The organism is Acinetobacter sp. AC1-2 (assembly GCF_016124155.1).
Taxonomy (GTDB): domain Bacteria; phylum Pseudomonadota; class Gammaproteobacteria; order Pseudomonadales; family Moraxellaceae; genus Acinetobacter; species Acinetobacter calcoaceticus.
Genome location: NZ_JABFFO010000005.1, coordinates 60,775 through 85,724, shown reverse-complemented (window position 1 = coordinate 85,724; position 24,950 = coordinate 60,775). Strand labels below are relative to the sequence as shown.

General features: G+C 41.1%; 23 protein-coding genes. 18 read left to right on the top strand and 5 right to left on the bottom strand.

What is annotated here, in order from left to right:
- Positions 1-50 precede the first annotated feature (50 nt).
- The 4 genes from HL290_RS15160 (at position 51) to HL290_RS15145 (ending at position 2,448) form a co-directional block, all read left to right on the top strand.
- Positions 51-752, top strand: a complete 702-nt coding sequence (locus HL290_RS15160; protein ID WP_003655668.1) for a DUF1003 domain-containing protein — start codon at positions 51-53, stop codon at positions 750-752.
- A gap of 111 nt (positions 753-863) precedes the next feature.
- Entirely contained in the window at positions 864-1,529 is a 666-nt protein-coding gene (locus HL290_RS15155) for an RluA family pseudouridine synthase (protein WP_198496964.1), read from the top strand.
- A 129-nt stretch (positions 1,530-1,658) separates the two neighbouring features.
- Positions 1,659-2,042 carry a ribonuclease E inhibitor RraB gene (locus HL290_RS15150; protein WP_003655664.1) on the top strand — a complete coding sequence of 128 codons (384 nt, stop codon included), beginning with the start codon at positions 1,659-1,661 and terminating at the stop codon, positions 2,040-2,042.
- A 28-nt stretch (positions 2,043-2,070) separates the two neighbouring features.
- Positions 2,071-2,448, top strand: a complete 378-nt coding sequence (locus tag HL290_RS15145; RefSeq protein ID WP_198496904.1) for a nuclear transport factor 2 family protein — start codon at positions 2,071-2,073, stop codon at positions 2,446-2,448.
- Positions 2,449-2,492: 44 nt separating this feature from the next.
- Here HL290_RS15145 and HL290_RS15140 read toward each other — a convergent pair whose 3' ends face one another.
- Positions 2,493-4,583, bottom strand: a complete 2,091-nt coding sequence (locus tag HL290_RS15140) for a TonB-dependent siderophore receptor (RefSeq protein WP_198496903.1) — start codon at positions 4,581-4,583, stop codon at positions 2,493-2,495.
- 74 nt (positions 4,584-4,657) lie between these two features.
- Between HL290_RS15140 and HL290_RS15135 the strand changes: the two genes are divergently transcribed.
- Complete coding sequence (locus tag HL290_RS15135) at positions 4,658-5,803, top strand: DUF1624 domain-containing protein (RefSeq protein WP_198496902.1); 1,146 nt, start codon at positions 4,658-4,660, stop codon at positions 5,801-5,803.
- A gap of 42 nt (positions 5,804-5,845) precedes the next feature.
- On the opposite strand, the gene HL290_RS15130 is transcribed toward HL290_RS15135, so the two are convergent.
- Positions 5,846-6,313, bottom strand: a complete 468-nt coding sequence (locus tag HL290_RS15130; RefSeq protein ID WP_003655656.1) for an Lrp/AsnC ligand binding domain-containing protein — start codon at positions 6,311-6,313, stop codon at positions 5,846-5,848.
- Positions 6,314-6,449: 136 nt separating this feature from the next.
- Here HL290_RS15130 and HL290_RS15125 point away from each other — a divergent pair, with 136 nt between their 5' ends.
- The 5 genes from HL290_RS15125 to HL290_RS15105 all read left to right on the top strand — a co-directional run bounded on the left by HL290_RS15125 (position 6,450) and on the right by HL290_RS15105 (position 12,615).
- Entirely contained in the window at positions 6,450-7,715 is a 1,266-nt protein-coding gene (locus tag HL290_RS15125; protein ID WP_198496901.1) for a D-amino acid dehydrogenase, read from the top strand.
- Between the two features lie 20 nt (positions 7,716-7,735).
- Positions 7,736-8,839: an alanine racemase gene (gene alr / locus HL290_RS15120; RefSeq protein ID WP_198496900.1), complete on the top strand. Its 1,104-nt coding sequence runs from the start codon at positions 7,736-7,738 to the stop codon at positions 8,837-8,839.
- A gap of 10 nt (positions 8,840-8,849) precedes the next feature.
- Entirely contained in the window at positions 8,850-9,209 is a 360-nt protein-coding gene (locus HL290_RS15115; RefSeq protein WP_003655648.1) for a RidA family protein, read from the top strand.
- Positions 9,210-9,371: 162 nt separating this feature from the next.
- Positions 9,372-10,811 carry an amino acid permease gene (locus HL290_RS15110; protein ID WP_151743790.1) on the top strand — a complete coding sequence of 480 codons (1,440 nt, stop codon included), beginning with the start codon at positions 9,372-9,374 and terminating at the stop codon, positions 10,809-10,811.
- Positions 10,812-11,181: 370 nt separating this feature from the next.
- Positions 11,182-12,615 carry an amino acid permease gene (locus HL290_RS15105; RefSeq protein ID WP_004640465.1) on the top strand — a complete coding sequence of 478 codons (1,434 nt, stop codon included), beginning with the start codon at positions 11,182-11,184 and terminating at the stop codon, positions 12,613-12,615.
- A 57-nt stretch (positions 12,616-12,672) separates the two neighbouring features.
- On the opposite strand, the gene HL290_RS15100 is transcribed toward HL290_RS15105, so the two are convergent.
- Positions 12,673-13,554, bottom strand: a complete 882-nt coding sequence (locus HL290_RS15100; protein WP_016142532.1) for a LysR family transcriptional regulator — start codon at positions 13,552-13,554, stop codon at positions 12,673-12,675.
- Between the two features lie 166 nt (positions 13,555-13,720).
- Here HL290_RS15100 and HL290_RS15095 point away from each other — a divergent pair, with 166 nt between their 5' ends.
- The 7 genes from HL290_RS15095 (at position 13,721) to HL290_RS15065 (ending at position 22,322) form a co-directional block, all read left to right on the top strand.
- Complete coding sequence (locus HL290_RS15095) at positions 13,721-15,238, top strand: CoA-acylating methylmalonate-semialdehyde dehydrogenase (RefSeq protein WP_198496899.1); 1,518 nt, start codon at positions 13,721-13,723, stop codon at positions 15,236-15,238.
- An 11-nt stretch (positions 15,239-15,249) separates the two neighbouring features.
- A complete protein-coding gene (gene mmsB / locus HL290_RS15090) occupies positions 15,250-16,140 on the top strand; it encodes a 3-hydroxyisobutyrate dehydrogenase (RefSeq protein WP_003655640.1) in 891 nt (296 codons plus the stop codon).
- Between the two features lie 77 nt (positions 16,141-16,217).
- On the top strand, positions 16,218-17,867 hold the full coding sequence (locus HL290_RS15085) for an AMP-binding protein (RefSeq protein WP_198496898.1): 1,650 nt from the start codon (positions 16,218-16,220) through the stop codon (positions 17,865-17,867).
- 11 nt (positions 17,868-17,878) lie between these two features.
- Positions 17,879-19,006, top strand: a complete 1,128-nt coding sequence (locus tag HL290_RS15080) for an acyl-CoA dehydrogenase family protein (protein ID WP_003655633.1) — start codon at positions 17,879-17,881, stop codon at positions 19,004-19,006.
- Positions 19,007-19,027: 21 nt separating this feature from the next.
- On the top strand, positions 19,028-19,801 hold the full coding sequence (locus HL290_RS15075) for an enoyl-CoA hydratase (RefSeq protein ID WP_198496897.1): 774 nt from the start codon (positions 19,028-19,030) through the stop codon (positions 19,799-19,801).
- 12 nt (positions 19,802-19,813) lie between these two features.
- On the top strand, positions 19,814-20,839 hold the full coding sequence (locus HL290_RS15070) for an enoyl-CoA hydratase/isomerase family protein (protein WP_198496896.1): 1,026 nt from the start codon (positions 19,814-19,816) through the stop codon (positions 20,837-20,839).
- A 121-nt stretch (positions 20,840-20,960) separates the two neighbouring features.
- Positions 20,961-22,322, top strand: coding sequence for an MFS transporter (locus tag HL290_RS15065; RefSeq protein ID WP_198496895.1), 1,362 nt, complete (start codon positions 20,961-20,963; stop codon positions 22,320-22,322).
- Positions 22,323-22,463: 141 nt separating this feature from the next.
- Here the strand turns inward: HL290_RS15065 and abaI are convergent, their stop codons facing one another.
- Both abaI and HL290_RS15055 read right to left on the bottom strand, forming a co-directional pair.
- The gene (gene abaI, locus HL290_RS15060; protein WP_080593021.1) at positions 22,464-23,030 is read right to left on the bottom strand and encodes an acyl-homoserine-lactone synthase AbaI; all 567 of its coding nucleotides are present in this window, start codon (positions 23,028-23,030) and stop codon (positions 22,464-22,466) included.
- Between the two features lie 63 nt (positions 23,031-23,093).
- Positions 23,094-23,510 carry a DUF4902 domain-containing protein gene (locus tag HL290_RS15055; protein ID WP_198496894.1) on the bottom strand — a complete coding sequence of 139 codons (417 nt, stop codon included), beginning with the start codon at positions 23,508-23,510 and terminating at the stop codon, positions 23,094-23,096.
- 634 nt (positions 23,511-24,144) lie between these two features.
- Here HL290_RS15055 and abaR point away from each other — a divergent pair.
- Complete coding sequence (gene abaR, locus HL290_RS15050) at positions 24,145-24,861, top strand: LuxR family transcriptional regulator AbaR (protein WP_005049095.1); 717 nt, start codon at positions 24,145-24,147, stop codon at positions 24,859-24,861.
- Positions 24,862-24,950: the final 89 nt, after the last annotated feature.

The following is a 24,950-nucleotide window of genomic DNA, read 5'->3' as shown; positions in this document are numbered from 1 at the left end:
GTTGAAGTCGTTTATATAATATACGTATTATCAATTGCGAGCTGAATAAAATGGACAATAAAAACCAGTGTCGCCAATGCGCCGTTTGTGGAAAGAGTTTTCCCTTAAAAGATCTGGTTTCGGGTGAAGTCATTCGAGATGTCATTGGTGAAGAAATCTTGAAAGATTATCCGGATTGGTCTTTTTCAACCTTTATTTGTCGTGCTGATTTGGCAGACTACCGTATTAAATATGTGCAATCACTATTACGTTCAGAAAAAGGCGAGTTAACAACTTTAGAAAATGAAGTGATTGGCAGTATGCAACGGCATGAGCTGATTAGTCGAAATACAGAGACAGAGTTCGATCAGAATTGGACTTTGGGTGAAAAACTAGCAGATAAAATAGCTTCTTTTGGCGGAAGTTGGGTCTTTTTAACTTGTTTTGGACTATTTTTAGTAGCTTGGATCATTTTAAATACTGTAGTGATGGTTGTACATCCTGTTGATCCTTATCCATTTATTTTACTTAATCTGGTGTTGTCGTGCTTAGCTGCAATTCAGGCACCTGTTATTATGATGAGTCAAAATCGACAAGAGGTAAAAGATCGCTTACGTGCTCAACATGACTATCAAATTAATCTAAAAGCTGAGCTTGAAATTAGACATTTACATGAAAAAATGGATCATCTTTTATCACATCAATGGGAAAGACTTGCACATATTCAAGAAATTCAGCTCGATCTTTTATCTGAAATGAATAAAAAACGGTAAAAACTCAATCTGAGTTTCACGTGGAACATGGTGAGTTTTATAGAATATTTTGCGGTAAATTGGAAATTTCTTTATGATCTGCCGCCATGCTCACTTGCTGCTTCTACGACAATGCCTTTAAACGACAACTTTGTTTATGCTCCGCCACAAGATCCGCTTTCAATTTTATTTGAAGATGACGATTTGATCGTGGTTGATAAACCTGCGGGTCTATTGTCGGTTATGGGAAGGTTGCCTGAACATCATGATAGTGCCTATTTACGGGTGCTTGAAAAGTTCCCTTTAGCCAAAGTGACTCATCGTTTAGATATGGCGACTTCGGGTTTGCTTATGTTTGCTAAACACCGTGATGCAGAAGTCGCGGTGAGTAAAATGTTTCAGGCGAGAACGGTCAAAAAACACTATATTGCCGTGGTACAAGGGCGAGTAAATCAAGAGGGGAGCGTCGAGGTTCCGCTCATTACCGATTGGGAAAATCGCCCGAAACAAATCGTGCATTTTGAATTAGGTAAACAAGCCAAAACCTTATTTCAACCTCTTATCTATGATGAAAAAATAGATCAAAGTCGAGTATTGCTTGAACCAGTAACAGGGCGTTCACATCAGCTACGTGTACACATGATGCATATTGGCCATCCGATTATGGGTGACAAGTTATATCACCCTGAACCTAAGCAATTTCACTTAAACCGTATGGCGTTACATGCCGCATATTTGGCTTTCCAGCATCCATTAAATGGAACGGATGTGGTGATTGAATCGCAGGTGCCTTTTTAAAATTTATATAATTAAAAAAAATTAATTTGATGCAATTGGGAACGGAATATATACCCAAACTGCAATAAAAGTCGGGTATTCTTAATGCCGAATAATATTAATACGGCAACAACAACAAGGGATCATATTATGACTCGTGATTACGAACAATTTCCAGATGACGATAACGGCAATGTACTTTGGCAAATGGCTGAAGACGGGGATGATTTAACCGATCTACATGAAATTGAATTTTCTATTGCTTTTCAAGATCAGAAAAATGCAGAGCAATGTGCACTTTATTTACTGTACCAAGAACAAAAAGTTTCACTTTTTCAAGATGATTCTGTTGAGCCAAATGAATGGGTGATTACAGTTTTTGTCAACATGGAACCAGAGTATTCAGATATTGTTGACTTGGAACAATGGTTTACCAGCATCGCTGAAAAGTTTCAGGGTGAATATGATGGATGGGGCTGCATGGCCTATGTCTTTGATGAGGATGAAGATGAAGAAGACGACCTGTTACAGTAAGGTCTAAAATAACGGGTAGGAGATAATCATGAACTTATCTCAAAAACAAATTGCAGTACGGTTTTTAGAGCTTGCCGCAGCTGGCGAAGTCGATGAAGCCTATAGCAATTACACCGTGCCTAACTTCAAGCATCACAACCCTTATTATGCGGGTGATGCAACTTCTTTGAAGGAAGGAATGCGTGAAAGTGCAATTGAAACTCCAAATAAATTCTTTGAAGTTCAACATGTCATTGAAGATGGTGATTTAGTTGCTGTGCATTCTAAAATTGAAATGCAAATGAACGGGTTAACAACCTTGGCAGTAGTTCACATTTGTCGTTTCGAAAATGGAAAAATTGCTGAGTTTTGGGACATTGGGCAAATACAGCCTGACCCACTCGTCAATGAAAACGGTATGTTTTAATGAAAAGCCCGAAAATTTTCGGGCTTTTTTATTTTATAGATAAATTAAAATTTCCACTGTGCCGAAATTGAAGCGTTCAGTGGTTCACCCGGTTGAACCCATAAATCGCTATAGCTTGAGACATAGTAAGTTTTATCAAACAAGTTATTTACATTCAGCTGATAACGTAAGCGGTCGGATGGGGCATAGTAGCCATTTAAATTGACCAGCGTATAACTTGGTAAGTTAAATCCATTATCAATGTTATGACCACTGCGCTCACCAACATAAGTGAGGTTGGCACATACACCTGCCTTTTTCGTGCCTTCTTGCAGAAATTCATAATTGGTGCTGATTGAACCTTGGTGTTTTGGAACATTGCTAAGACGAGCACCTTTAGCTAGGTCTTGGTCTTTTTCAATTTGAGCATCGGTATAACTATAGTTGGCATTGACGAGCCATCGACCATTGAGCTGGCTATTGAAGTCAAATTCAATCCCTTTACTACTAACTTCACCAGCGGCTGTTTGGAATGCATTGTCGATTGGATCTGTTGTCAGCACATTTTGTTTTTTCATTTTAAACAGAGCGAGACTAAGCACACTTTGGTCATTTATTTTATATTTTGCACCAACCTCATAGCTTTCACCTTTTTCAGGAGCAAACGTTTGACCATTTCGGTTCATACCACTATTCATCGCAAATGAGCGACCATAGTTCGTATAAAAAGCCCATTGGTCAGAGGCTTTAAAATTTACTCCGAAACGCGGACTATTTTGATGAAGGGTCTGGTTGCTTTCGGTCTGAGTCAGGTGATTTTTAAAGTCTTGTTCGACCTGATCAAAACGGTTGCCGAAAAGCACACTCCATTGATCATTAAAAAAGATTTGATCTTGTACATTAAGAGCAAAGTAACGTTGCTGTTCTTTGGTGTTGGTGAACGGTGCTAAATCTGGTAAATATTTTCCATATTCAGGTTGATAAATATCAATTGTATTTGGCATGCCTGAGCTGTGATTACGACGAAGCTGATATTGTTGATAGTCGAGTTGACCAAGTTCAGTTGAAAGTAAAATTTCATGTCGAGCCCAAGATGTATCAATTTTGCCAAGTAACTCTGTCTGAGCCAGCACATCTTCACTTTGATAATCACGATAGCGGCGTTGACGCTCTAAAGTACGACCATCGGCTTGTAGGCGTCGTGGTTCGGTCGAAAAGCCGATCATTTCAGCATCTTTATAACTGACGGCACTATTCAGTTTCCAGTCAGGGTTAAATTCATGACTAAGACGTAACTGGTAAAAGTAATCTTTTACTTTCATATCGCCGTCATCAGGTTCACCCGTAAATGTTTTCGGGTCCATCACAAACTGGTGATTGACTGTGCTTACCCCGCGGTCAAAAGTTCCTTTGTGCTGAGTAAATTCACTATCAAAGTCGAGTTGCGTTTGGTCTGAAATTTTCCATGTGAGCTGCGGCGAAAAGAACCAGCGTTCACTGCTGACACGATCACGAAAGCTTTGATTATCTTCATGGGCAACAGCTAAACGATAGGCCAGTTCATCGTTAATTGGCGCGGTGTGTTCCAGACTTATTCGATATTGTTCTTGGCTATTGGCGCGTAAGTTAATTTCACTTTCGCTTTCCCACTGTGGTTTTTTACTATTTAGATTGAGCAAACCGCCTGTTTCTCCACGTCCGTAGAGGGCAGCCATTGGTCCTTTTAGAAACTCTAAAGACTCAATGTTTACGATATCTTTGGGAGCACTAATCCCTCGGTTTACACTCAAACCATTACGGATCATGGTAGCCCCTAAATTTGGATCACCACTAAAACCACGGAAAGAGTAATTATCCCAAAAACCACCACCATAATTGTTTTGATGAAAAACCCCGCTCACCAAGCTTAATGCGTCATCAATCCGTTGAACGTCTTGTTGTTCCATCATTTGTTTTGAAACATAAGCACGGTTAAAAGGGACGTCTAAAACATCGTGAGAAAATTTAGTCGCTGAACTATTTTGACTTACATCTTCTTGGGTAGTTTCAGCCTGAACGCGTATGGTTGCCAGTACCGTTGACTTTTCTTCTCCCCAACTGAGTGTCGAGATAAACGATAGACCTAAGGAAGACAACAAACCTAATTTGTGTTGCATAAATGAGCAGCCATGAAAGACAAAAGGGATTAAATGTAATAATATAACGTTACATTATTTTATTGATTATCGCTATGTCTTTAGAAAAAAATATTGAGCGTTTACAGTCGATTGATGCCTTACGTGGTTTGGTCATCTTGATTATGTTGCTCGACCATGTAAGAGAAACTTTCTATTTGCATAAGCAGGTCATCGATCCAATGGATGTAACAGTGACTGAACCTGCATTATTTGGTAGTCGGTTATTGGCACATATTTGTGCTCCGGTTTTTGTTCTTTTAACAGGTATTTCGGCTTTTTTATTTCATTCAAAAAAACAAGATTTACAGCAAACCCGTGCGTTTTTATTGAAGCGCGGTCTATTTTTAATTGTGTTAGAGCTGACATTGGTGAACTTTGCTTGGACAGCGACTTTTCCACCCGAAATCATTTATTTACAGGTGATATGGGCGATTGGGATTAGCATGGTGGTTTTGGCTTGCTGTGTGAGTTTACCGTTGCCTGTTCTTACTGGCGCGGCTTTAGTGATTATTTTTGGGCACAACTTATTAGATTCAGTGCATTTTACAAATGGTTTTTTACAGAATGTATGGTTCGTTTTACACGAGCGTGGTTGGATCGAGTTTGCAGGTATAAAGCTTCGCACAAGCTATCCTGTTTTGCCTTGGATTGGTGTTATTTTGCTGGGGTATGTTTTAGGCCAATTCTTTAGTTCAAAATATACTGCAAAACAAAGAAGCCGCTATTTATTGAGTATCGGACTGGCAAGTATTGGATTATTCGTTTTACTGCGTTTTATCAATATCTATGGTGACCAGCCGTGGCAGCATTTTGAGTCATTACAACTCACTTTAATGAGCTTTTTTAACCTCACCAAGTATCCACCGTCTTTACTGTTTATTTTGCTGAATGTTGGAATCGGTTTGATTGTGCTGGTTGCTTTTGAACGTATGCAGCAATATTCATTTTTAAAACCATTGGTGGTGTTTGGTTCGGTGCCTATGTTCTTTTATTTACTGCATTTATATGTGTTGAAACTGATGTATGTGTTTGCAGTCAATATGTGGGGAGTCAACCATGGCAATTATTTGTCGGTTAACCATGTGTGGATGCTGTGGTTAATCACGATTGTGTTGTCTTTTGCGCTTTATCCTGCTGTTAAATGGTTCTCGAAATTCAAACATCAAAATAAACATATTTCGATTTTAAAATATTTCTAATGTTCAAAATGTGGATAAAGCGAGTTCAATAGTGGCCTCGCTTTACTTGCTCACATCTAAATATAAAGTTTCTTTGACTTCTTCCATGACCACATAACTATGTGAAGAGGCCGAAGCGGGGAGTTTCTTTAACAGATCTCCCAATAGGCGACGGTAGGCACTCATTTCCTTTAAGCGAGCTTTTACAAGATAGTCAAACTCACCTGAAATGAGGTGACATTCGAGTACTTCAGGAATCTCGACTAAGTCTCTGGCAACTTGATCAAATACATCGCCTGATTTGGCTGATAGTTTAATTTCTAAAAAAACGAGCAGATTACGGTCTACATAAGCTGGGTTTAGTCGTGCGAAGTAACCCATGATGATGCCATCGCGTTCAAGTCGTTTGACACGCTCTGAACAGGGGGTGGTCGACAGGTTGACTCTTGATGCCAACTCACTGATCGCAATTCGTCCTTCACGCTGTAAAATATCCAGAATCATGCGATCTATACGATCTAGGGGGCGCATAGATATTTCCTCTTTTTTTAAAATTCTTGTGATAAAAACATAAATTTACCTAGATTATAGTCCGAAAAACAGTGAAATAAACTATTGAGGCGGAAATATACTAGTGAAATAAACTGGTGTGCGTGAGGGAATAGAAATGCGCGTAATTGTATTAGGTAGCGGCGTTATCGGAGTGGCAAGTGCCTATTATCTAGCTCAACAAGGAGCTGAGGTCACTGTTCTTGATCGTCAGTCAGGTCCTGCTGAAGAAACAAGTTTTGGTAATGCAGGTCAAATTTCGCCAGGCTATTCAACCCCTTGGGCAGCACCAGGAATTCCTTTTAAAGCTGTGAAGTGGATGTTCCAACACCACGCACCGCTTGCGATTAATTTAGATGGCAGCATGTGGCAGTTACAGTGGATGGCGCAAATGCTAAAAAACTGTAATCCACAAAGTTATGCTGTGAACAAAGAACGTATGATGCGTGTGGCTGAATATAGCCGTGACTGCTTACGTGAACTCAGAAAAGATACAGGCATTAATTACGAAAACCGTGCGAAAGGCACTTTGCAGTTATTCCGTAAAGAAGCGCAAATGGAAGCGGTTCAACGCGACATTAGCGTGCTACAAGAATGCGGCGTAAGTTACGAATTATTAAATGGCAACGAACTTGGCCGTGTAGAGCCAGCTTTAGCAAATACACAAGATAAACTGGTTGGCGGTTTGCATTTACCAAATGATGAGACAGGTGACTGTTATTTATTTACTAATGCTTTAGCTCAAATTGCTAAAGAGTTAGGTGTTAATTTTCAGTTTAATCAGAACGTAGAAAAATTGATTGTAGAAGGCGATCAAATTAAGGGCGTTCAGGTCAATGGCAAAGTCTTAACAGCAGATCGTTATGTTCTAGCATTTGGTAGTTATTCACGTGATTTCTTGAAACCACTCGATCTACAGTTGCCTGTATATCCTGTAAAAGGTTACTCGTTGACGATTCCAATTGTTGATCCAGCTTTTGCTCCGCAATCTACTGTGCTTGATGAAACTTACAAAATCGCGATTACTCGTTTTGACCAACGTATTCGTGTAGGTGGAATGGCAGAGTTAAGTGGCTTCAATTTAGGTTTAAATGAAGACCGCCGTGCAACCTTGCAAATGGTGACTCAGGACTTGTTCCCGGGTGGTGATATGGCACAGGCTTCTTTCTGGACGGGTTTACGTCCAATGACGCCAGACAGTACCCCAATTATTGGTGCGACTCGCTTTAAAAATCTGTTCTTGAATACAGGTCACGGTACTTTAGGTTGGACAATGGCGTGTGGTTCAGGAAAATTAATCAGTGACATCGTCTTGAATCATAAGACTGAAATCAGTACAGATGGTCTTTCAATTCAGCGCTATTCTCATGCGCATGCTGCATAACGGACGTTAGGAAATTAATCATGCCTCGTCCTATTACCGCAGTCATCCACCGTCAAGCCTTGCAAAATAACTTGGCGGTGGTACGCAAGGCTATGCCAAACAGTAAGGTCTTTGCCGTTGTAAAAGCCAATGCTTATGGACATGGAGTTGAACGTGTTTATGAAGCATTTAAAGCGGCAGACGGCTTTGCCTTACTTGATCTTGATGAAGCAAAACGAATTCGTGCTTTAGGTTGGACAGGTCCAATTTTGTTGCTCGAAGGGATTTTTTCTCCTCAAGATTTATTTGATTGTGTGCAGTACCAACTCAGTTTCACCATCCATAGTGAAGAGCAAATTGAGTGGGTTCAAAAGCATCCCTATCCAGCTCAATTCGATGTTTGCCTAAAAATGAACAGTGGTATGAACCGCCTTGGTTTTAAACCACAGCACTATGTTCAGGCATGGGAACGTTTAAGTAATTTAGCAAACGTCTCCAAGATTACGCACATGATGCATTTTTCAGATGCAGATGGCGAGCGTTTCGGTCAGCAGGGTATTGATTATCAAATTACTGCCTTTGAAGACATTATTAAAGATTTACCGGGTGAAAGATCGGTAAGTAATAGCGCGGCAATTTTGCGCTATCAAGACCAGCTCAAATCAGATTATGCACGTAGCGGCATCATGCTTTATGGCAGCTCACCAGACTACCCGACGCATAATATTGCCGATTGGGGCTTACAACCGACCATGAGTTTACGCAGTGAAATTATTTCCGTTCAGCATTTAGATGCGAATGAAAGCGTAGGTTATGGCTCAAACTTTGTCGCAGAGCAACCCATGACGATTGGGATTGTCGCTTGTGGCTATGCCGATGGTTATCAGCGAATTTCACCAACAGGCACGCCTGTTTTAGTGGACTCTGTACGCACTCGTACAGTCGGCCGTGTCAGCATGGATATGTTGGCAGTCGACTTAACTGGCATTGATAGTGCCAAAGTCGGCAGTGAAGTGGTGCTTTGGGGACAATCAAGTACAGGCGTTATTTTGCCTATTGATGATGTCGCCGTTTCATCCGGTACGGTGGGTTATGAACTGATGTGTGCTGTCACCGCCCGTGTTCAATTTATTAATCAGGTATAAGGAAATCCGAATGTCCAATTCAGATATACAAAAGATCAAAACCAATGAAGTCATGAGCGCCGTGACTGTTTTTAACAAAGTGGTTTATTTGTCAGGTCAGGTACCTAAAAATACCGAGCAAGATGTGGCAGGCCAAACTCGTGAGATTCTTGCAACGATTGATGAACTTTTGGCGCTTGCCGATACCGACAAATCTCGCTTACTCTCTGCGCAGCTCTATTTAAAAAATCTTTCTGACTTTTCAACCGTAAATGCCATTTGGGTTGACTGGTTAAAAGGGTGTGTTGCTCCATCGCGTGCCACAATTCAGGCTGATTTAGTCAATCCAGACTGGCTCATTGAAATTGCCGTGACGGCAGCACAAAAGTAATTCGTTTTTACTCCAAAAATGATGATGTATCTAACAGAAGGAAGATAGATACGGTTTATCCAGTCATTTTTTGGTGAACAGATTCAGTGACCTGTGGCATACGGTTCGATTTTCGCTATAGGTTGCTGATCTTAACAAAGGAATTCAAAAAGGAATTTTAATATGACAACGGCTCGTCATTCAGATACAGAAAACTCTCCTGATCATCTGCAACGAAAACTGTCTAACCGTCATTTACAACTGATTGCAATTGGCGGTGCAATTGGAACCGGCTTATTTATGGGTTCGGGCAAAACCATCTCCCTCGCAGGTCCTTCAATTCTTTTAATCTATATGATTATTGGAGGAATGTTCTTTTTCTTAATGCGTGCAATGGGCGAGTTGCTCCTTGCAAATCTGCATTACAAATCTTTTGTTGATATGGCTCATGACCTGATTGGTCCTTGGGCTGGTTATTATTTGGGCTGGACCTATTGGTTAGGTTGGGTGCTGGTGGGTATTGCGGACCTTTCAGCGGTCATCAACTATTTAGGTTTCTGGCTGCCCGATGGCGCGAGCTTTTCTCCAACACAACAAGCCATGATTAGTGCTGGCTGTGTATTGTTTGTGATGGGTCTTAACCTACTGACAGTACGTTTGTTTGGTGAAATCGAATTCTGGTTTGCACTCATTAAGATCTTGGCCATTATTGGTCTAATTGGCGTGGGTGGCTACATGATTTTCAGCCATTTCCAAGCTCCTCAAGGTGCTGTAGCAAGCATGAGTAATGTTTGGTCGCATGGTGGTTTATTCCCGAAAGGTACTGAAGGCTTCTTGGCTGGTTTCCAGATTGCCGTGTTTGCTTTTGTCGGGGTTGAACTTGTAGGTACAACGGCTGCTGAAACGAAAGATCCAGAGAAGAATTTACCAAAAGCAATTAACGCCATTCCGATACGTATTATTTTGTTCTATGTATTGGCACTATTTATTGTGATGTCAGTAACACCGTGGGATCACATTCGCGCAGATAAAAGCCCGTTTGTTGAGTTATTCTTAAATGCGGGTATTCCGGTTTCTGCCATCATTATGAACTTGGTGGTGCTGTCTTCCGTGATGTCTTCAATGAACAGCGGTGTGTTTTCAACCAGTCGTATGCTATTCGGTTTATCAAAAGATGGTCAGGCACCGGGCGCATTTGGTCGTTTATCAAAACGTGCCGTGCCATCAAATGGTTTGATTTTCTCTTGTATTTTCATTATGGGCGGAGCGGTACTTCAGTACTTTGTTCCAAACACCATGGAAGCATTTACCTTGGCAAGTTCACTCTGTGTGATTCTATTCATTAGTGTGTGGAGTCTCATCATGGTGTGCTATTTACGCTATCGTAAATTACGTCCAGAGTTACATGAAAAATCAACTTTTAAAATGCCGGGCGGCGTTTGGATGAGCTATATAGTTCTGGCATTTATGCTTTTCACTTTGGTGATCTTGGCATTAGAACCAGATACTTTAAAAGCACTATATGTCAGTCCAGTATGGTTGGTTATTTTAGGCGTCACATATCATGTGCTCTATAAACCACGCTTGAAAAAACTAGGACGTGAGCTCGTCAACGATCATTAAGTTTTAATAAAAAGCCAATCAATCATGATTGGCTTTTTTTATTTTATTTCGATTTTTTATCGGAATAATATTGTTTATTTTTGAGTCAATGGTGCGATTTTGAGGGTATTGGAAAAGTACATATAGCATTATCGCATGCTACACTCCGGCTAATCTGGAGAATCCAGATATGTTAATTAAAATTGCCGTGAAGGCATTACATAAATAATGTGACTTAAAAAAAACAGGACAAACGATTTATCAATTAAGGAAAAATATACTTGAACATCTTGTCCTGAGGTATAGACTCAGCAACCCACGATATATGGTTCGTTTTTCTCCCTATAGGTTGCTGATTTAAGTTAAGCAAAATATAAAAAGGACTTCTAATATGACAATGGTTCATCATTCAGATGAGGCAAGCTCCCCTGATCATTTACAACGGAAATTAAATAATCGCCATCTACAAATGATTGCAATTGGCGGTGCAATTGGAACCGGCTTATTTATGGGCTCGGGCAAAACCATCTCCCTCGCTGGTCCTTCAATTCTTGTGATTTACATGTTAATTGGTGGCATGTTCTTTTTTCTGATGCGCGCATTGGGTGAACTACTGCTTGCCAACTTACATTACAAATCATTTGTCGATATGGCTTATGACTTGATCGGACCATGGGCTGGCTACTATATAGGCTGGACTTATTGGTTAGGTTGGGTACTGGTTGGTATTGCGGACCTTTCAGCGGTCATTAACTATTTGAGCTTCTGGCTGCCCGAAGGCGCCAGTTTCTCACCAATGCAACAGGCCATGATTAGTGCAGGCTGTGTACTATTCATTTTAGGGCTTAACCTTCTTACGGTGAAGTTGTTTGGTGAAGTTGAATTCTGGTTCGCACTCATTAAGATTTTAGCCATTATTGGCCTGGTTGGAGTCGGTGGTTACATGATCCTCACTCATTTTCAAGCTCCACATGGAGAGGTTGTGAGTGTAAGTAATGTGTGGTCGCATGGCGGCATATTTCCAAAAGGCGTAAGCGGATTTTTGGCAGGTTTCCAGATTGCCGTGTTTGCCTTTATTGGCGTTGAACTGATAGGTACAACAGCGGCTGAAACGAAAGATCCAGAGAAAAATCTACCGAAAGCGATTAACGCGATTCCAATACGTATTATTCTATTTTATGTCTTAGCACTTTTTGTCGTGATGTCAGTGACACCATGGGATCACATTCGCGCAGATAAAAGCCCGTTTGTTGAGTTGTTTTTAAATGCAGGTATTCCAGTTTCTGCCATCATTATGAACTTAGTTGTGCTGTCTTCGGTGATGTCCTCTATGAACAGCGGTGTGTTTTCAACCAGTCGTATGCTGTTCGGTTTATCGAAAGATGGCCAGGCGCCAAGTGCATTGGGGCGGTTATCAAAACGTGCCGTACCTTCAAATGGTTTAATCTTCTCATGTATTTTCATTATGGGCGGGGCAGTGTTGCAGTACTTTGTTCCAAACACCATGGAAGCATTTACTTTGGCAAGTTCACTCTGTGTGATTCTCTTTATTAGCGTATGGCTTCTGATCATGGCGTGCTATTTACGTTACCGTAAGTTGAGTCCAGAGTTACATGCTAAATCGACCTTTAAAATGCCGGGTGGGGTGTTGATGGCGTATGTTGTCATTGCATTTTTCTTGTTCACTTTAGTGATTCTGGCATTAGAACCAGATACCTTAAAAGCGGTATATGTTAGTCCATTATGGCTAGTTGTTTTAGGCGTTAGCTATCATGTGTTTTATAAACCGCGCATGAAAAAACTAGGCCAAGAAACTTTTGATTAATTATTAATAATTTCAAAAAAGCCAATCAATCATGATTGGCTTTTTTATTTAGACTCTTTAATCAACCAATAAATGTTGATATTTATCGGCTTGCTTGCGTAGATAATCCCAAACTAATTTGATGCGCGGTTCATGTTGTAAATCAACAAAGGTCAACATCCAGAATGTATGGGTAAAGCGAACTTGCTGCTCTAACACCTCTTCAAGTTCCGGTTTATCATCTGCCAAAAACTTGGGCAAAATTGCAAGCCCTGCACCAGCACTCACCGCAATTTGTTGCGCCAAAATACTGCTGCTACGGAAGTTGGCATTAAGCTTTAAGGGTAAACGTTCTAAACAGTACAACTCAGGGCTATAGACCAGATCATCAATATAGTTCACAAAGCGATGTTGGGTTAAATCTTCTAAACCACGAATGGGCGGGTTTTGCGCCAGATAGTTTTGGCTGCCGTAAATTTTTAAGCAATAGTCAGACAAGCGCGTAATGATATAAGGCCCAGACGTTGGACGATCAATTGACACCACAATGTCTGCCTCACGGTGGGAGAGCTTAATCATTTTCGGCACTGGAATCAGGTCGATGGTAAGCAGTGGATACTGGATGGAGAACTCAGCCAGTAAGCGGGCTAAAAATGCGGTACCAAAACCTTCAGGTGTGCCAATTCGCACACGGCCTTGTAAAGGTTGATGTGGTTTTTCAATTTGTAAGAAAGCTTGTTCCATTTGTTCAACTCGAGGAACAAGTGCCATCCCTTCAAGTGTCAGTTCATAGCCAGTTGCTTCACGCTTAAAGAGCGTTGTACCTAAAGCAAGTTCTAGAGCCTGAATCCGTCTTGCAACCGTACTATGCTCTACCCCAATAATACGCGCAGCATTGGTTAGGGTTTTAGTGCGAGCTAAAACCAGAAAAAAATGTAGATGATCCCAATCCACTTTCATTTTTATTGTAATCCCTGTGCATATTTGCACATCAATCGTGCATGAATTTGCGTTGGTGGTCAAAGATTTCTTTGTTAGTCTCAATTGAAACTGAAATAAAGAAAATACGATCAAAAAGTATTTTCTAATAATTGAACACAATAAAAATATGGCCTACGGAGAGGTTATGAACACAATCCAAAAAATCGAATTGGAAACCGCTAAATTACTAATTAACGGACAATTTATCGAGTCTGAAACACAGGAATGGCAAGACATTATTAACCCTGCAACTCAGGAAGTGATTGGTCGTGTACCATTTGCAACGGTTCAAGAAGTCGATGCTGCTATTCAAGCTGCACAAGATGCTTTTGCTTCTTGGCGCCAAACCCCAATTCAATCACGTATGCGCATTATGCTTAAACTGCAAGATTTGATTCGTGCGAACATGAAGGAAATTGCGCAAGTACTGACGGCTGAACAAGGCAAAACCTTGGCAGATGCTGAAGGTGATATTCAACGTGGTTTAGAAGTGGTTGAGCATGCTTGTTCAATCGGTACTCTACAAATGGGTGAATACGTTGAAGGTGTAGCACGTGGTGTAGACACTTACACATTGCAGCAACCTTTGGGTGTGTGTGCCGGCATTACGCCGTTTAACTTTCCAGCGATGATTCCACTCTGGATGTTCCCAATGGCAATTGTTTGTGGAAACACCTTCGTTTTAAAACCATCAGAACAAGACCCGTTATCGACCATGATGCTCGTTGAACTTGCGATTCAAGCAGGTATTCCAGCAGGTGTACTGAATGTTGTGCATGGCGGTAAAGAAGTTGTTGATCGTTTGTGTACGCATAAAGACATTAAAGCCATTTCATTTGTAGGTTCAACTGCGGTTGGAACGCATGTTTATAACCTTGCAGGGCAACATGGCAAACGTGTGCAGTCGATGATGGGTGCAAAAAACCATGTTGCCGTTATGCCAGATGCCAATAAAGAACAAACCTTAAATGCCTTAGTCGGTGCAGCATTTGGTGCAGCGGGGCAACGCTGTATGGCATTGTCAGTTGCAGTCATGGTGGGTGAAAGCAAACAGTGGATTCAAGAGTTAGTCGAAAAAGCGAAAACCTTAAAAGTGAATGCAGGCCATGAGCCGAATACCGATATTGGCCCTGTCATTTCAAAACGTGCGAAAGCGCGTGTAATTGATTTGATTAATAGCGGTGTTGAGCAAGGCGCAGAACTACTACTCGATGGTCGCGATGTTCAAGTTCAAGGCTATGAGTCTGGTAACTTTGTAGGTGCAACGATTTTTAGCGGTGTAAATACCGACATGCGTATTTATAAAGAAGAAGTCTTTGGCCCTGTACTCTCAATTATTTGTGTAGATACCCTTGAGGAAGCGATTGCTCTTATCAATGCCAATCCATTTGGTAACGGTGTCGGCTTATTTACGCAAAGTGGTGCGATTGCACGTACTTTCCAAAACTTGATTGATATTGGTCAAGTGGGTATCAATATTCCAATTCCTGTGCCAGTACCTTTCTTTAGTTTTACGGGTTCAAGAGGCTCAAAACTTGGTGATTTGGGGCCATACGGCAAACAAGCTGTACAGTTCTATACCCAAACCAAAACCATTACCAGTCGCTGGTTTGAAGACAGCCATGAGGTTGGTGCAGTAAACACAACCATTAGTTTACGTTAAGGGGATCACGGATGAATATCGCCTTTATCGGTCTAGGGAATATGGGCGGCAGAATGGCCCATAACCTACTGAAAGCCGGAATCAAAGTTTATGGATATGACCTCAGTGAAGTTGCTATTCAGCACTTCGCCGAGGCAGGTGGCGTAGTATGTGACAGCCCGCAGGCAGCCGCGAAACAAGCTGATGTGGTCATTACCATGTTACCTGCTGCAAAGCACGTTAAAGAAGTTTACTTAGGTGAAAATGGTGTCTTGGAAGTGCTAAAAGCAGGTAGCTTATGCATTGATAGCAGTACTATTGATCCGCAAACCATTAAAGATATTGCTGCTGTTGCACATAGCAAAAATATCAAAATCTGTGATGCGCCAGTCTCAGGTGGGACCATTGGTGCTCAAGCGGGGACTCTAACCTTTATGGTGGGTGCCGATGAGCAAACCTTTAATGAAGTGAAACCTGTGCTCAGCCACATGGGCAAAAATATTGTTCATTGTGGTGAGGTTGGTGCAGGTCAAATTGCCAAAATCTGCAATAACCTCATCTTGGGTATTTCAATGGCTGCCGTTGCCGAAGGTATGGCACTTGGTGTGAAGCTAGGCATTGACCCACAAGCATTGGCAGGTGTCATTAACAGCTCAAGCGGTCGTTGCTGGAGTTCGGATGTGTGCAACCCATGGCCACATATTAATGAAAATGCACCAGCATCTAGAGGCTATCAAGATGGTTTTGCAACTCAGCTCATGCTGAAAGATTTAGGTCTCGCTGTCGAAGCCGCAGGTCAAGTTAAACAGCCAATTTTACTCGGTGGTATGGTGCAGCAGCTCTATCAGCAAATGTGCATGCGTGGTAATGCCAATCTCGATTTTTCGAGCATTATTCAGCAATACCTGCCTCAAGAGGCATAACGGTAAAGCCAAAGGATGGCTTTAAATACATTAAACCCTGTCGTGAATAACAACAAATCCGGACTGAGGGAAAAGATATGATGGATTATCAAAATGCTGCACAGGCTTTCGATTTGGAAAGTACTGCAAAAAAAATGTTATCAGGTTCACTCAATGCATTAAATGCTTGTTATGAATGCTGTGATCGACACGCAGATGGCGACAAAATTGCACTGTATTGGCAAGGAAAAGACGGGCGAAAAGAGCAATACACCTTCCGTGAACTAAAAGAATGGTCAAGTCAGTTTGCCAACTTTTTAAAATCACAAGGTGTGAAAGCAGGCGACCGTATTTCAGGTTTATTACCAAGAACACCTGAACTGATCGTGACTATTTTTGCAGCTTGGCGAATTGGTGCTGTTTACCAGCCACTATTTACTGCATTTGGTCCAAAGGCGATTGAACACCGTATTCAGCTTGCACAAAGCAAGCTGGTGGTGACCGATGTAGGTAACCGCAGCAAGCTTGATGAAATTGAGAATTGCCCTCCAATTGTGACGGTTGCCGATGTGCAAGGTACTCCGCTCAAAGCTGGTGATTTTAACTTTTGGAATGAAGTGAGGCAGCAGTCTGATCAATGCGATTTGGTCATGCGTAGCATCCAAGATCCATTTTTATTGATGTTTACTTCAGGCACTACTGGGCCAGCGAAACCATTGGAAGTGCCTTTAAAAGCACTGATTGCCTTTGGTCGATATATGCAAGATGCCATTGGTTTAACCGAAGAAGATTCATTTTGGAATATTGCCGATCCGGGTTGGGCTTATGGTCTGTACTACGCGATTACTGGGCCGTTATTTTTAGGCCATGCCACTTTGTTCTATGAAGGTGGTTTTAGCACAGATAGCCTATGCCAAATTGTGAAAGATTATAAAATTAACAACTTAGCAGGTGCACCTACGGCTTACCGCATGATGATGGCAGCAGATCCAGCACAAATGGCGCCGTTAAAAGGTCAGTTTCGTGTGGTGAGCAGTGCAGGTGAGCCGCTTAATCCGGAAGTAATTCGCTGGTTTAAACAAGTGCTTGATGCTCCGATTTATGATCACTACGGACAAACCGAAGTGGGTATGGTGGTGTGTAATCATCATGGTTTAAAACATGAAATACGTGCAGGTGCAGCAGGTTTTCCAAGTCCGGGCTATCGCGTTGCGATTGTCAATGAACAAGGTGAAGAACTGCCTGCAGATACACCAGGAATTTTAGCGGTCGACATTAGCCAGTCTCCAATGATGTGGTTCGATGGCTATAAAGAAAGCCGCAAATCACCTTTTGTGGGTCATTACTACTTAACTGGAGACACTGCCGAGCTCCATGCCGATGGCAGCATGAGCTTTGTGGGACGCAGTGATGATGTGATCACGACATCGGGTTATCGCATTGGACCTTTTGATGTGGAAAGTGCCTTACTCGAACATGATGCTGTCATTGAAGCAGCAGTCATTGGTGTTCCTGACCCAGATCGTACCGAAGTCGTTAAAGCATTTGTAATTTTAGCTGCCGACGCTCAACCCTCAGATGCACTTGCTGAACAACTCAGCCAATTTGTTAAAAGACGACTTTCTGCACATGCTTATCCACGTTTAGTTGAATTTGTGAGTGAATTACCTAAAACTCCAAGTGGCAAAATTCAGCGCTTTTTATTGCGTAATCAAGAAATTGCTAAACAACAAGCTAAAGCAGGGTAAAGGAAATAACAATGCAATTTACCGAAGAACAATTACTCATTCGTGATATGGCGAAAAGTTTCGCCCAAGAACAAATCAAGCCCAATGCCAGTGATTGGGATCGAGATGGGACATTCCCAAAGGAAACCTTGGCTCAAATGGGGCAACTTGGTTTTATGGGCATGCTTGTTTCAGAACAATGGGGCGGTTCAGACACGGGCAATTTAGCCTATGTGTTAGCACTCGAAGAAGTCGCCGCAGCTGATGGCGCAACTTCGACCATTATGAGTGTGCATAACTCGGTCGGCTGTGTGCCTATTTTAAAATTTGGTACCGATGAGCAAAAAGAGCGGTTTTTAAAACCTTTGGCGCAAGGTGAAATGATCGGTGCTTTCGCCCTAACTGAACCACATACTGGGTCAGACGCAGCAGCACTTAAAACCCGTGCAGTTAAAGATGGCGATGATTACATTTTAAATGGCGCCAAGCAGTTTATTACCTCTGGCAACAATGCGGGTGTGATTATCGTGTTTGCAGTCACTGACCCAAGTGCAGGTAAAAAAGGGATTAGTGCCTTTTTAGTTCCACGTGATACACCGGGTTATGAAGTGATTCGTGTTGAAGAAAAACTAGGCCTGCACGCATCCGATACCTGCCAGATTGCACTGACAGATGTACGCATTCATAAAAGCCTCATGCTAGGCAAAGAAGGCGAAGGTTTAAAAATTGCACTTGCCAATTTAGAAGGTGGTCGTATCGGCATTGCCGCACAGGCAGTAGGTTTGGCACGTGCAGCGCTCGAAGAAGCAACTCGCTATGCCAAAGAACGTATTACTTTTGGCAAACCGATTTTTGAGCATCAAGCTATCGCTTTTCGCCTTGCTAGTATGGCAACCGAAATTGAAGCTGCCAGACAACTGGTTCACTACGCTGCACGTTTAAAAGAAGCAGGGCAACCGTGTCTAAATGAAGCATCAATGGCCAAGCTATTTGCTTCGGAAATGACGGAGCGTGTGTGTTCGAGCGCCTTACAAGTGTTTGGTGGCTATGGCTATCTCAAAGACTTCCCGATTGAACGTATCTACCGTGATGCTCGTATTTGCCAAATTTATGAAGGCACGAGTGATATTCAACGTTTAGTCATCGCACGTAGTCTATAAAACCAGAACAAGGAATAAATCATGCAGTGGCAAAGTATTTTATTAGAAAAGCGTAATGGGGTTGGACTGATTACATTAAATCGCCCTCAAGCGCTCAATGCTTTAAACAGCGAATTAATTAGTGAGATTAATCAGGCATTAGATCAGCTTGAAAAAGATCGTGAAATTGGCTGCATGGTGTTAGCAGGCTCAGAAAAAGCTTTTGCCGCTGGTGCAGACATTAAAGAAATGGGTGATTTGGTATTTCCAGATATTTATTTTGATGACTTTTTTCATCTTGCAGACCGTATTGCACAGCGCCGTAAACCTTTAATTGCAGCAGTCAGCGGCTATGCGTTGGGTGGTGGCTGTGAATTGGCACTCATGTGTGACTTTATCTATTGTGCCGATAACGCCAAGTTTGGCTTACCCGAAGTTACTTTAGGCGTAATTCCAGGTATTGGTGGTACACAGCGCTTAACTCATGCGATTGGTAAAGCCAAAGCAATGGAAATGTGCTTTACCGCGCGACAAATGGGCGCAGTAGAGGCAGAGCAAAGTGGGTTGGTTGCACGTGTTTTTAGTAAAGAAGAATTACTTGAACAAACCTTGCAAGCAGCTGAAAAAATTGCAGCACGATCTTTAACTGCAAACATGATGCTAAAAGAAACCATTAACCGAGCTTATGAAGTGAATCTCACCGAAGGTTTACGCTTTGAGCGACGTATGTTCCATTCAATTTTTGCGACATCTGATCAAAAAGAAGGAATGCAGGCTTTCGTTGAAAAACGCCAGCCAAATTTTAAAAATCAATAAGAGATCAATAAAATGAATACAGAAAATCACTTAATGATTGAGCCGCAAGGTAAGTTGGGCATTATTACTCTAGACCGTGTGACTCATCTCAATGCATTGTCACTAGATATGATTGAAGGCATTGGTGCCCAATTAGAACTGTGGCGAAATGATGCTGCTGTTCAGGCAATTTTAATTAAATCAAATAGTCCAAAAGCCTTCTGCGCAGGTGGTGATATTCGCTATCTCTACGACACTTATAAAAATGGCACGGCTGACTATAAAGGCTATTTTAGTGCCGAATATAAAATGCTGACCACGCTGCGTGAATATGAAAAGCCAGTCATCGTTGTGCTTGATGGCTATGTGTTAGGTGGTGGTTTTGGTTTAGCTCAGGCTTGTCACATTGTTGTGAGCAGTGAAAAATCTAGATTTGCTATGCCTGAAACAGCGATTGGTTTTTTCCCAGATGTTGGGGCAACGCATTTCTTGTCTCGCCTTGATGATATCGGCGTTTATATGGCAATTACGGGTGAGCAGATCAGCAGTAGCGATGCACTCTATCTCGATTTAATTGACTACCATGTGCCAAGCGAGCAGTTACAAGCATTGCAAGAAGCACTTGTTGATACGCCAAGTTTAAGTAAAGAAGGAATTGAGCAGATCATTACCCGATTTATTACTCGTCCTGCCGAAAGTGAGTTAAAGCAACTAGCCGAAGGCATCCGTAAACATTTCGGATTTCAGCATTTAGATGAAATTGAACAAAGTCTTGAAAAAGAACAAGATGAAAGTTTAAAGACTTGGACTAGCAAGATGCTCAGTATTTTGCAGCAACGTTCATTTATTGCCAAACAAACGAGTTTGAAGCTGCAACATTTAGGGCGAGGACTCTCTTTGCCACAATGTATGCAACTTGAGCGTGATTTACAGGATATTTGGTTTGAGCATGGTGACTTTATTGAGGGCGTTCGTGCGCTCATTGTCGATAAAGACAAACAACCGCAGTGGCAAGAACGTAATCCGGAGCTTGAACAGATTTTAGAAAAATTGAGCTAAACCGCATTACAAAAACAAAAAAAGCTTAAGGAGATAAAGCGAGACCTGAAAATGCTTATGGTCAGGGCTGGTCATAAGCATAAAAAAGACAAAACAAGAAAATCCAAGAAAGGAAATTGCGATGCAAACAATACAAGGAAACGGTTCACATTCTAAAAAGTCGTCACATCGATTAGCAGGCATCTCTAGCATGGTCGGTACTACCATTGAGTGGTATGACTTCTTTATTTATGGCGCAGCAGCAGCTCTCATCTTTAATAAATTATTTTTCCCAAATCTGGATGCACTTACAGGTGTACTTGCTGCATTTGCAACTTATGCCGTTGGGTTTATTGGGCGACCACTAGGTGGTTTAGTCTTTGGTCATTTTGGTGACAAAATTGGCCGTAAGTCAATGTTGTTGCTAACGTTAATGTTAATGGGGATTCCGACGGTTCTCATTGGCTTATTACCGACTTACGAGTCAATTGGTTACTGGGCTGCAATCGGTTTGGTCATCTTGAGATTTATTCAAGGTATGGCAATGGGCGGTGAATGGGGTGGTGCTGTGCTCATGGCCGTTGAACATGCACCCGAAGGCGGTAAGGGTTTTTGGGGAAGTTTGCCTCAAGCCAGTACGGGCGGTGGCTTAATGTTAGCCTCAATTGCTCTAGGACTGGTGTCGTTATTACCTGAAGAAGCATTGTTTAGTTGGGGTTGGCGTTTACCATTTCTTGCCAGCATTATTTTACTGGCAGTAGGCTGGTACATTCGAGTGAAAGTACCAGAGTCACCAGACTTTGAAAAAGTAAAACAGCAGTCCGAAGAAGTTAAAGTTCCAGCCTTACAAGTTTTTAAAAATCATCCGAAGCAGCTCATCACCATTATTTTGGCGCGTGCTGCCGAGAATGCATGGTTCTATATTGCTTCAACCTTTACGTTGGCTTACACCACTGCTCAACTTGGGATTCCACGTCAGGACATTTTATTTGCCACGATTTGCGGTGCTGTGGTCATTCTATTTATGACGCCGTTATGTGGACATTTGTCAGATAAAGTAGGTCAACGCAATATGTTTATGTTTGGTTTATGCGTATTGGCACTTTATTGCTATCCATTTTTCACCATGCTCAACACTAAAGATCCGGTATTGGTCTGGACGGCAATTGTTTTAGCGATTGGTGTGGTTTTCCCGATTATGTATGCACCACAGGCTCAGCTTTTTGCACGTCAATTTCCGGCAGAAATTCGTTATAGCGGAATCTCAATTTCGGTACAGCTAGCTGGAGTGCTTGGTGGTGGTTTAGCACCGCTAATTGCAACGAAACTTTTAAGTATAGGGCAGGGTAATCCTTACTTAATTATGATTTATATTGGATCTATGGCTATCGTTGCGATTATATCGACTTCATTTATGCCACGTGATTGGCAGACTAAAACTGACGAGGCTTATCATAAGAAATCAGAATTAAATTTGAAAACCAAAATTACTGAGCAGTCTTAATATTAAGTTTGAATCTTCAAATAAAGAAAAGCCCTAATCTTTTGACTAGGGCTTTTGAAATTTAATGAGCGAAACGAGATTCTGGCTTAAGACCTTAATCTTTGCTATGTCACCAATATTCTTAGACTTTGATTTAACTAACTACACTTCAATCAAGCATGCAAACATAGCATATCCATCGATAACCATTGGTGGTCCTGCACGATGGGCACGAAAACCCGCGGCACGTAATAACCGCTCTACCCCAAGAGGTGAGGTCGTAATGAGTTGTTTTGCGCCTTGTTCTCTTGCAAAGTTGATTGCTTCTTGCAAAATTGCAATAGAGACTGGGGAGGACACTGCTTGATTAGCAGAGGTCGGCGGATTCGAGAAATCTACGGCTGAAAATCTTGATAATTCCCAAATTTCTGGTGAGCAAGGAATAGGCATTCCATTCATTAATTGAGGAAATATTTCACCGAGTAAATAGGGTTGAGTCGTTGGTAGTAGTCTGGCACAGCCAATAATATTGGATTCTCTATCTTGAGCGACGACATAAGCTGTATCGATTTTATCAAATTGATCTAGTTCTTCATTATTTGGACAGTTCAACTCCCAACCCAAATGTTCAACAAATACCTTGTAGCGGTAACTTTTAAATTTGGTATATAGGCCTTCTGAAAAATTGTTTTGGAATCCAGCAATAACATTCATTACAAGTGCTTCCACTTATTTTTCAGGCGACTTTACTCGACAGCTGAAAAGGTGGTAACTGTAAGAATTAACAGGTTTCTAAGAGAAGTTTGGACTTAATATAGACTTTGTTTGCGTTGTATTGATTTGAGCATAAATGAACTGTTCCCAAAACAAAGAATCTATTTTTTTTTCGATTAATGTTTCAGTAACATCAAATCCAATATCTGTACCAGATAAATCAACAATCATGATATTGCTTCGAGGTAGTCCAATTCGCTTTAAGCTAGCAATTCCATTGTTCTCAATAAATTCCCAGTCCCATCCGGTACTTAAAGCTGGGCTCCGTGATGTTGCCCATTCAGTAAACCCACAATATAGAATTTGAGAATCTTCAATTTGTGTTGATTCAACAGTAGATAGGAGGTGCTGGAGGGGGTAATTCATAAGCTGGTTTTCATTCATCCGAATAAAACCATCTGTTGAGATTGAGAAATCAGGGGGGATTGTGACCATGCTACCTGTTCAAGTGACTTGAATTACAGTTCTATAGATAAATAACATAAATTATTGCCAACAAAATACTGTTAGTTTTTACAGGTTAGCCGTAATCTGGTGGTACACAACGTTAAGTTGTTCTTTAGAAAGTACTTCGCGCAGCGAGTTTTACTTATGCAGAAATTGAGCCATCTATAGCTTCAATATGAGAGTTGCTTGTTGCTAGATTATCAATAGTTTGAGTTTTTCATATGTATTGTAGATAATATATATCCTATTATTAAAATAATATTTTCGAGATCATTATAATTATTCTACGCTTCGCCAGATAATAAATAGAAAACTTATACGGAGTGTATTGTTGGTAGAAGTTATTATTTAGTTAAATTAATAGAAATATACAAATCAGGATAAATAATAGACTTCTTTTGAAAGTAAAAAATACTCTTTTTTGGAATAAAATGCGTTCTTTATATTTGAGACTTTCAAGCATAATTCACAGATGCAATATAACAACCTTAAAAAGCTTTCTGAAACTAGTTTATCCGAAGAATTTACCACCCTCTCAGGCTCAAAAATGTTGTTAATTGGATTGTGAATTCACTATATGCAACTAAAAAAATGATTTATGAATAAGGTCTAATGAGAGTAAATGGAAAATTGGCAAGAGGATTTACTATCAGCATCTCTGATGGTAAAAAATGAATATCAGCTATTTGAGGTCGTCAAATCTACAGCTTTAAAGCTCGGATTTGATTATTGTGCTTATGGAATGCAGGCACCCTTATCTATTGCTGAACCAAAAACAATTATGTTGAATAATTATCCCGAAGCATGGCAGAAGCGTTATGTTAAACAGCAATATGTGGTGGTAGATCCAACCGTACAGCATTGTATGCTGTCACTTCAACCTCTTGTCTGGTCGAGCCAATCTGCGAACACACAATCTCAAAAAGATTTTTGGGAGGAGGCGCGTTCTTATGGTTTAAATGTCGGTTGGGCACAATCAAGCCGTGACTTTATTGGTACAAGGGGAATGTTAACACTAGCAAGATCCACTGACCAATTATCAGAAAAAGAACAGAAAGCTCAATATACCAATATGTTTTGGTTGTCTCAGACAGTGCATTCCAGCATTGCTAAAATTGTGAATGATGCAGAATTTGCTCAGTTTAATCTTTATTTAACGAACCGGGAAAAAGAGGTTCTACGTTGGACTGCGGAAGGTAAAACGTCAGCAGAGATTGCTCAGATTCTCGGGGTGGCTGAAAGAACCATAAATTTTCATCTTGGAAATTCAATGCAGAAGCTAAATGTGAATAATAAAATTTCAGCAGCTATTCGGGCTGTGATGTTGGGGATTTTATAGAGGTAGATATATATAAAATAGAGAAATTTAATATTGGATTTTAATAAAATAAATTATTATTAGATGTATATTTAAAATAAAATAAATTA

What these genes read in the sequence shown, in the direction of transcription:
- HL290_RS15155 (WP_198496964.1), top strand. Translation starts at nt 864, where the DNA reads ATGCCTTTAAACGACAACTTTGTTTATGCTCCGCCACAAGATCCGCTT.
- HL290_RS15095 (WP_198496899.1), top strand. Translation starts at nt 13,721, where the DNA reads ATGAACACAATCCAAAAAATCGAATTGGAAACCGCTAAATTACTAATT.
- HL290_RS15080 (WP_003655633.1), top strand. Translation starts at nt 17,879, where the DNA reads ATGCAATTTACCGAAGAACAATTACTCATTCGTGATATGGCGAAAAGT.
- HL290_RS15055 (WP_198496894.1), bottom strand. Translation starts at nt 23,510, where the DNA reads ATGGTCACAATCCCCCCTGATTTCTCAATCTCAACAGATGGTTTTATT.
- abaR (WP_005049095.1), top strand. Translation starts at nt 24,145, where the DNA reads ATGGAAAATTGGCAAGAGGATTTACTATCAGCATCTCTGATGGTAAAA.
- HL290_RS15150 (WP_003655664.1), top strand. Translation starts at nt 1,659, where the DNA reads ATGACTCGTGATTACGAACAATTTCCAGATGACGATAACGGCAATGTA.
- HL290_RS15140 (WP_198496903.1), bottom strand. Translation starts at nt 4,583, where the DNA reads ATGCAACACAAATTAGGTTTGTTGTCTTCCTTAGGTCTATCGTTTATC.
- HL290_RS15105 (WP_004640465.1), top strand. Translation starts at nt 11,182, where the DNA reads ATGACAATGGTTCATCATTCAGATGAGGCAAGCTCCCCTGATCATTTA.
- HL290_RS15100 (WP_016142532.1), bottom strand. Translation starts at nt 13,554, where the DNA reads ATGAAAGTGGATTGGGATCATCTACATTTTTTTCTGGTTTTAGCTCGC.
- HL290_RS15115 (WP_003655648.1), top strand. Translation starts at nt 8,850, where the DNA reads ATGTCCAATTCAGATATACAAAAGATCAAAACCAATGAAGTCATGAGC.
- mmsB (WP_003655640.1), top strand. Translation starts at nt 15,250, where the DNA reads ATGAATATCGCCTTTATCGGTCTAGGGAATATGGGCGGCAGAATGGCC.
- HL290_RS15145 (WP_198496904.1), top strand. Translation starts at nt 2,071, where the DNA reads ATGAACTTATCTCAAAAACAAATTGCAGTACGGTTTTTAGAGCTTGCC.
- alr (WP_198496900.1), top strand. Translation starts at nt 7,736, where the DNA reads ATGCCTCGTCCTATTACCGCAGTCATCCACCGTCAAGCCTTGCAAAAT.
- HL290_RS15160 (WP_003655668.1), top strand. Translation starts at nt 51, where the DNA reads ATGGACAATAAAAACCAGTGTCGCCAATGCGCCGTTTGTGGAAAGAGT.
- HL290_RS15065 (WP_198496895.1), top strand. Translation starts at nt 20,961, where the DNA reads ATGCAAACAATACAAGGAAACGGTTCACATTCTAAAAAGTCGTCACAT.
- HL290_RS15135 (WP_198496902.1), top strand. Translation starts at nt 4,658, where the DNA reads ATGTCTTTAGAAAAAAATATTGAGCGTTTACAGTCGATTGATGCCTTA.
- HL290_RS15130 (WP_003655656.1), bottom strand. Translation starts at nt 6,313, where the DNA reads ATGCGCCCCCTAGATCGTATAGATCGCATGATTCTGGATATTTTACAG.
- HL290_RS15125 (WP_198496901.1), top strand. Translation starts at nt 6,450, where the DNA reads ATGCGCGTAATTGTATTAGGTAGCGGCGTTATCGGAGTGGCAAGTGCC.
- HL290_RS15075 (WP_198496897.1), top strand. Translation starts at nt 19,028, where the DNA reads ATGCAGTGGCAAAGTATTTTATTAGAAAAGCGTAATGGGGTTGGACTG.
- HL290_RS15110 (WP_151743790.1), top strand. Translation starts at nt 9,372, where the DNA reads ATGACAACGGCTCGTCATTCAGATACAGAAAACTCTCCTGATCATCTG.
- HL290_RS15070 (WP_198496896.1), top strand. Translation starts at nt 19,814, where the DNA reads ATGAATACAGAAAATCACTTAATGATTGAGCCGCAAGGTAAGTTGGGC.
- HL290_RS15085 (WP_198496898.1), top strand. Translation starts at nt 16,218, where the DNA reads ATGATGGATTATCAAAATGCTGCACAGGCTTTCGATTTGGAAAGTACT.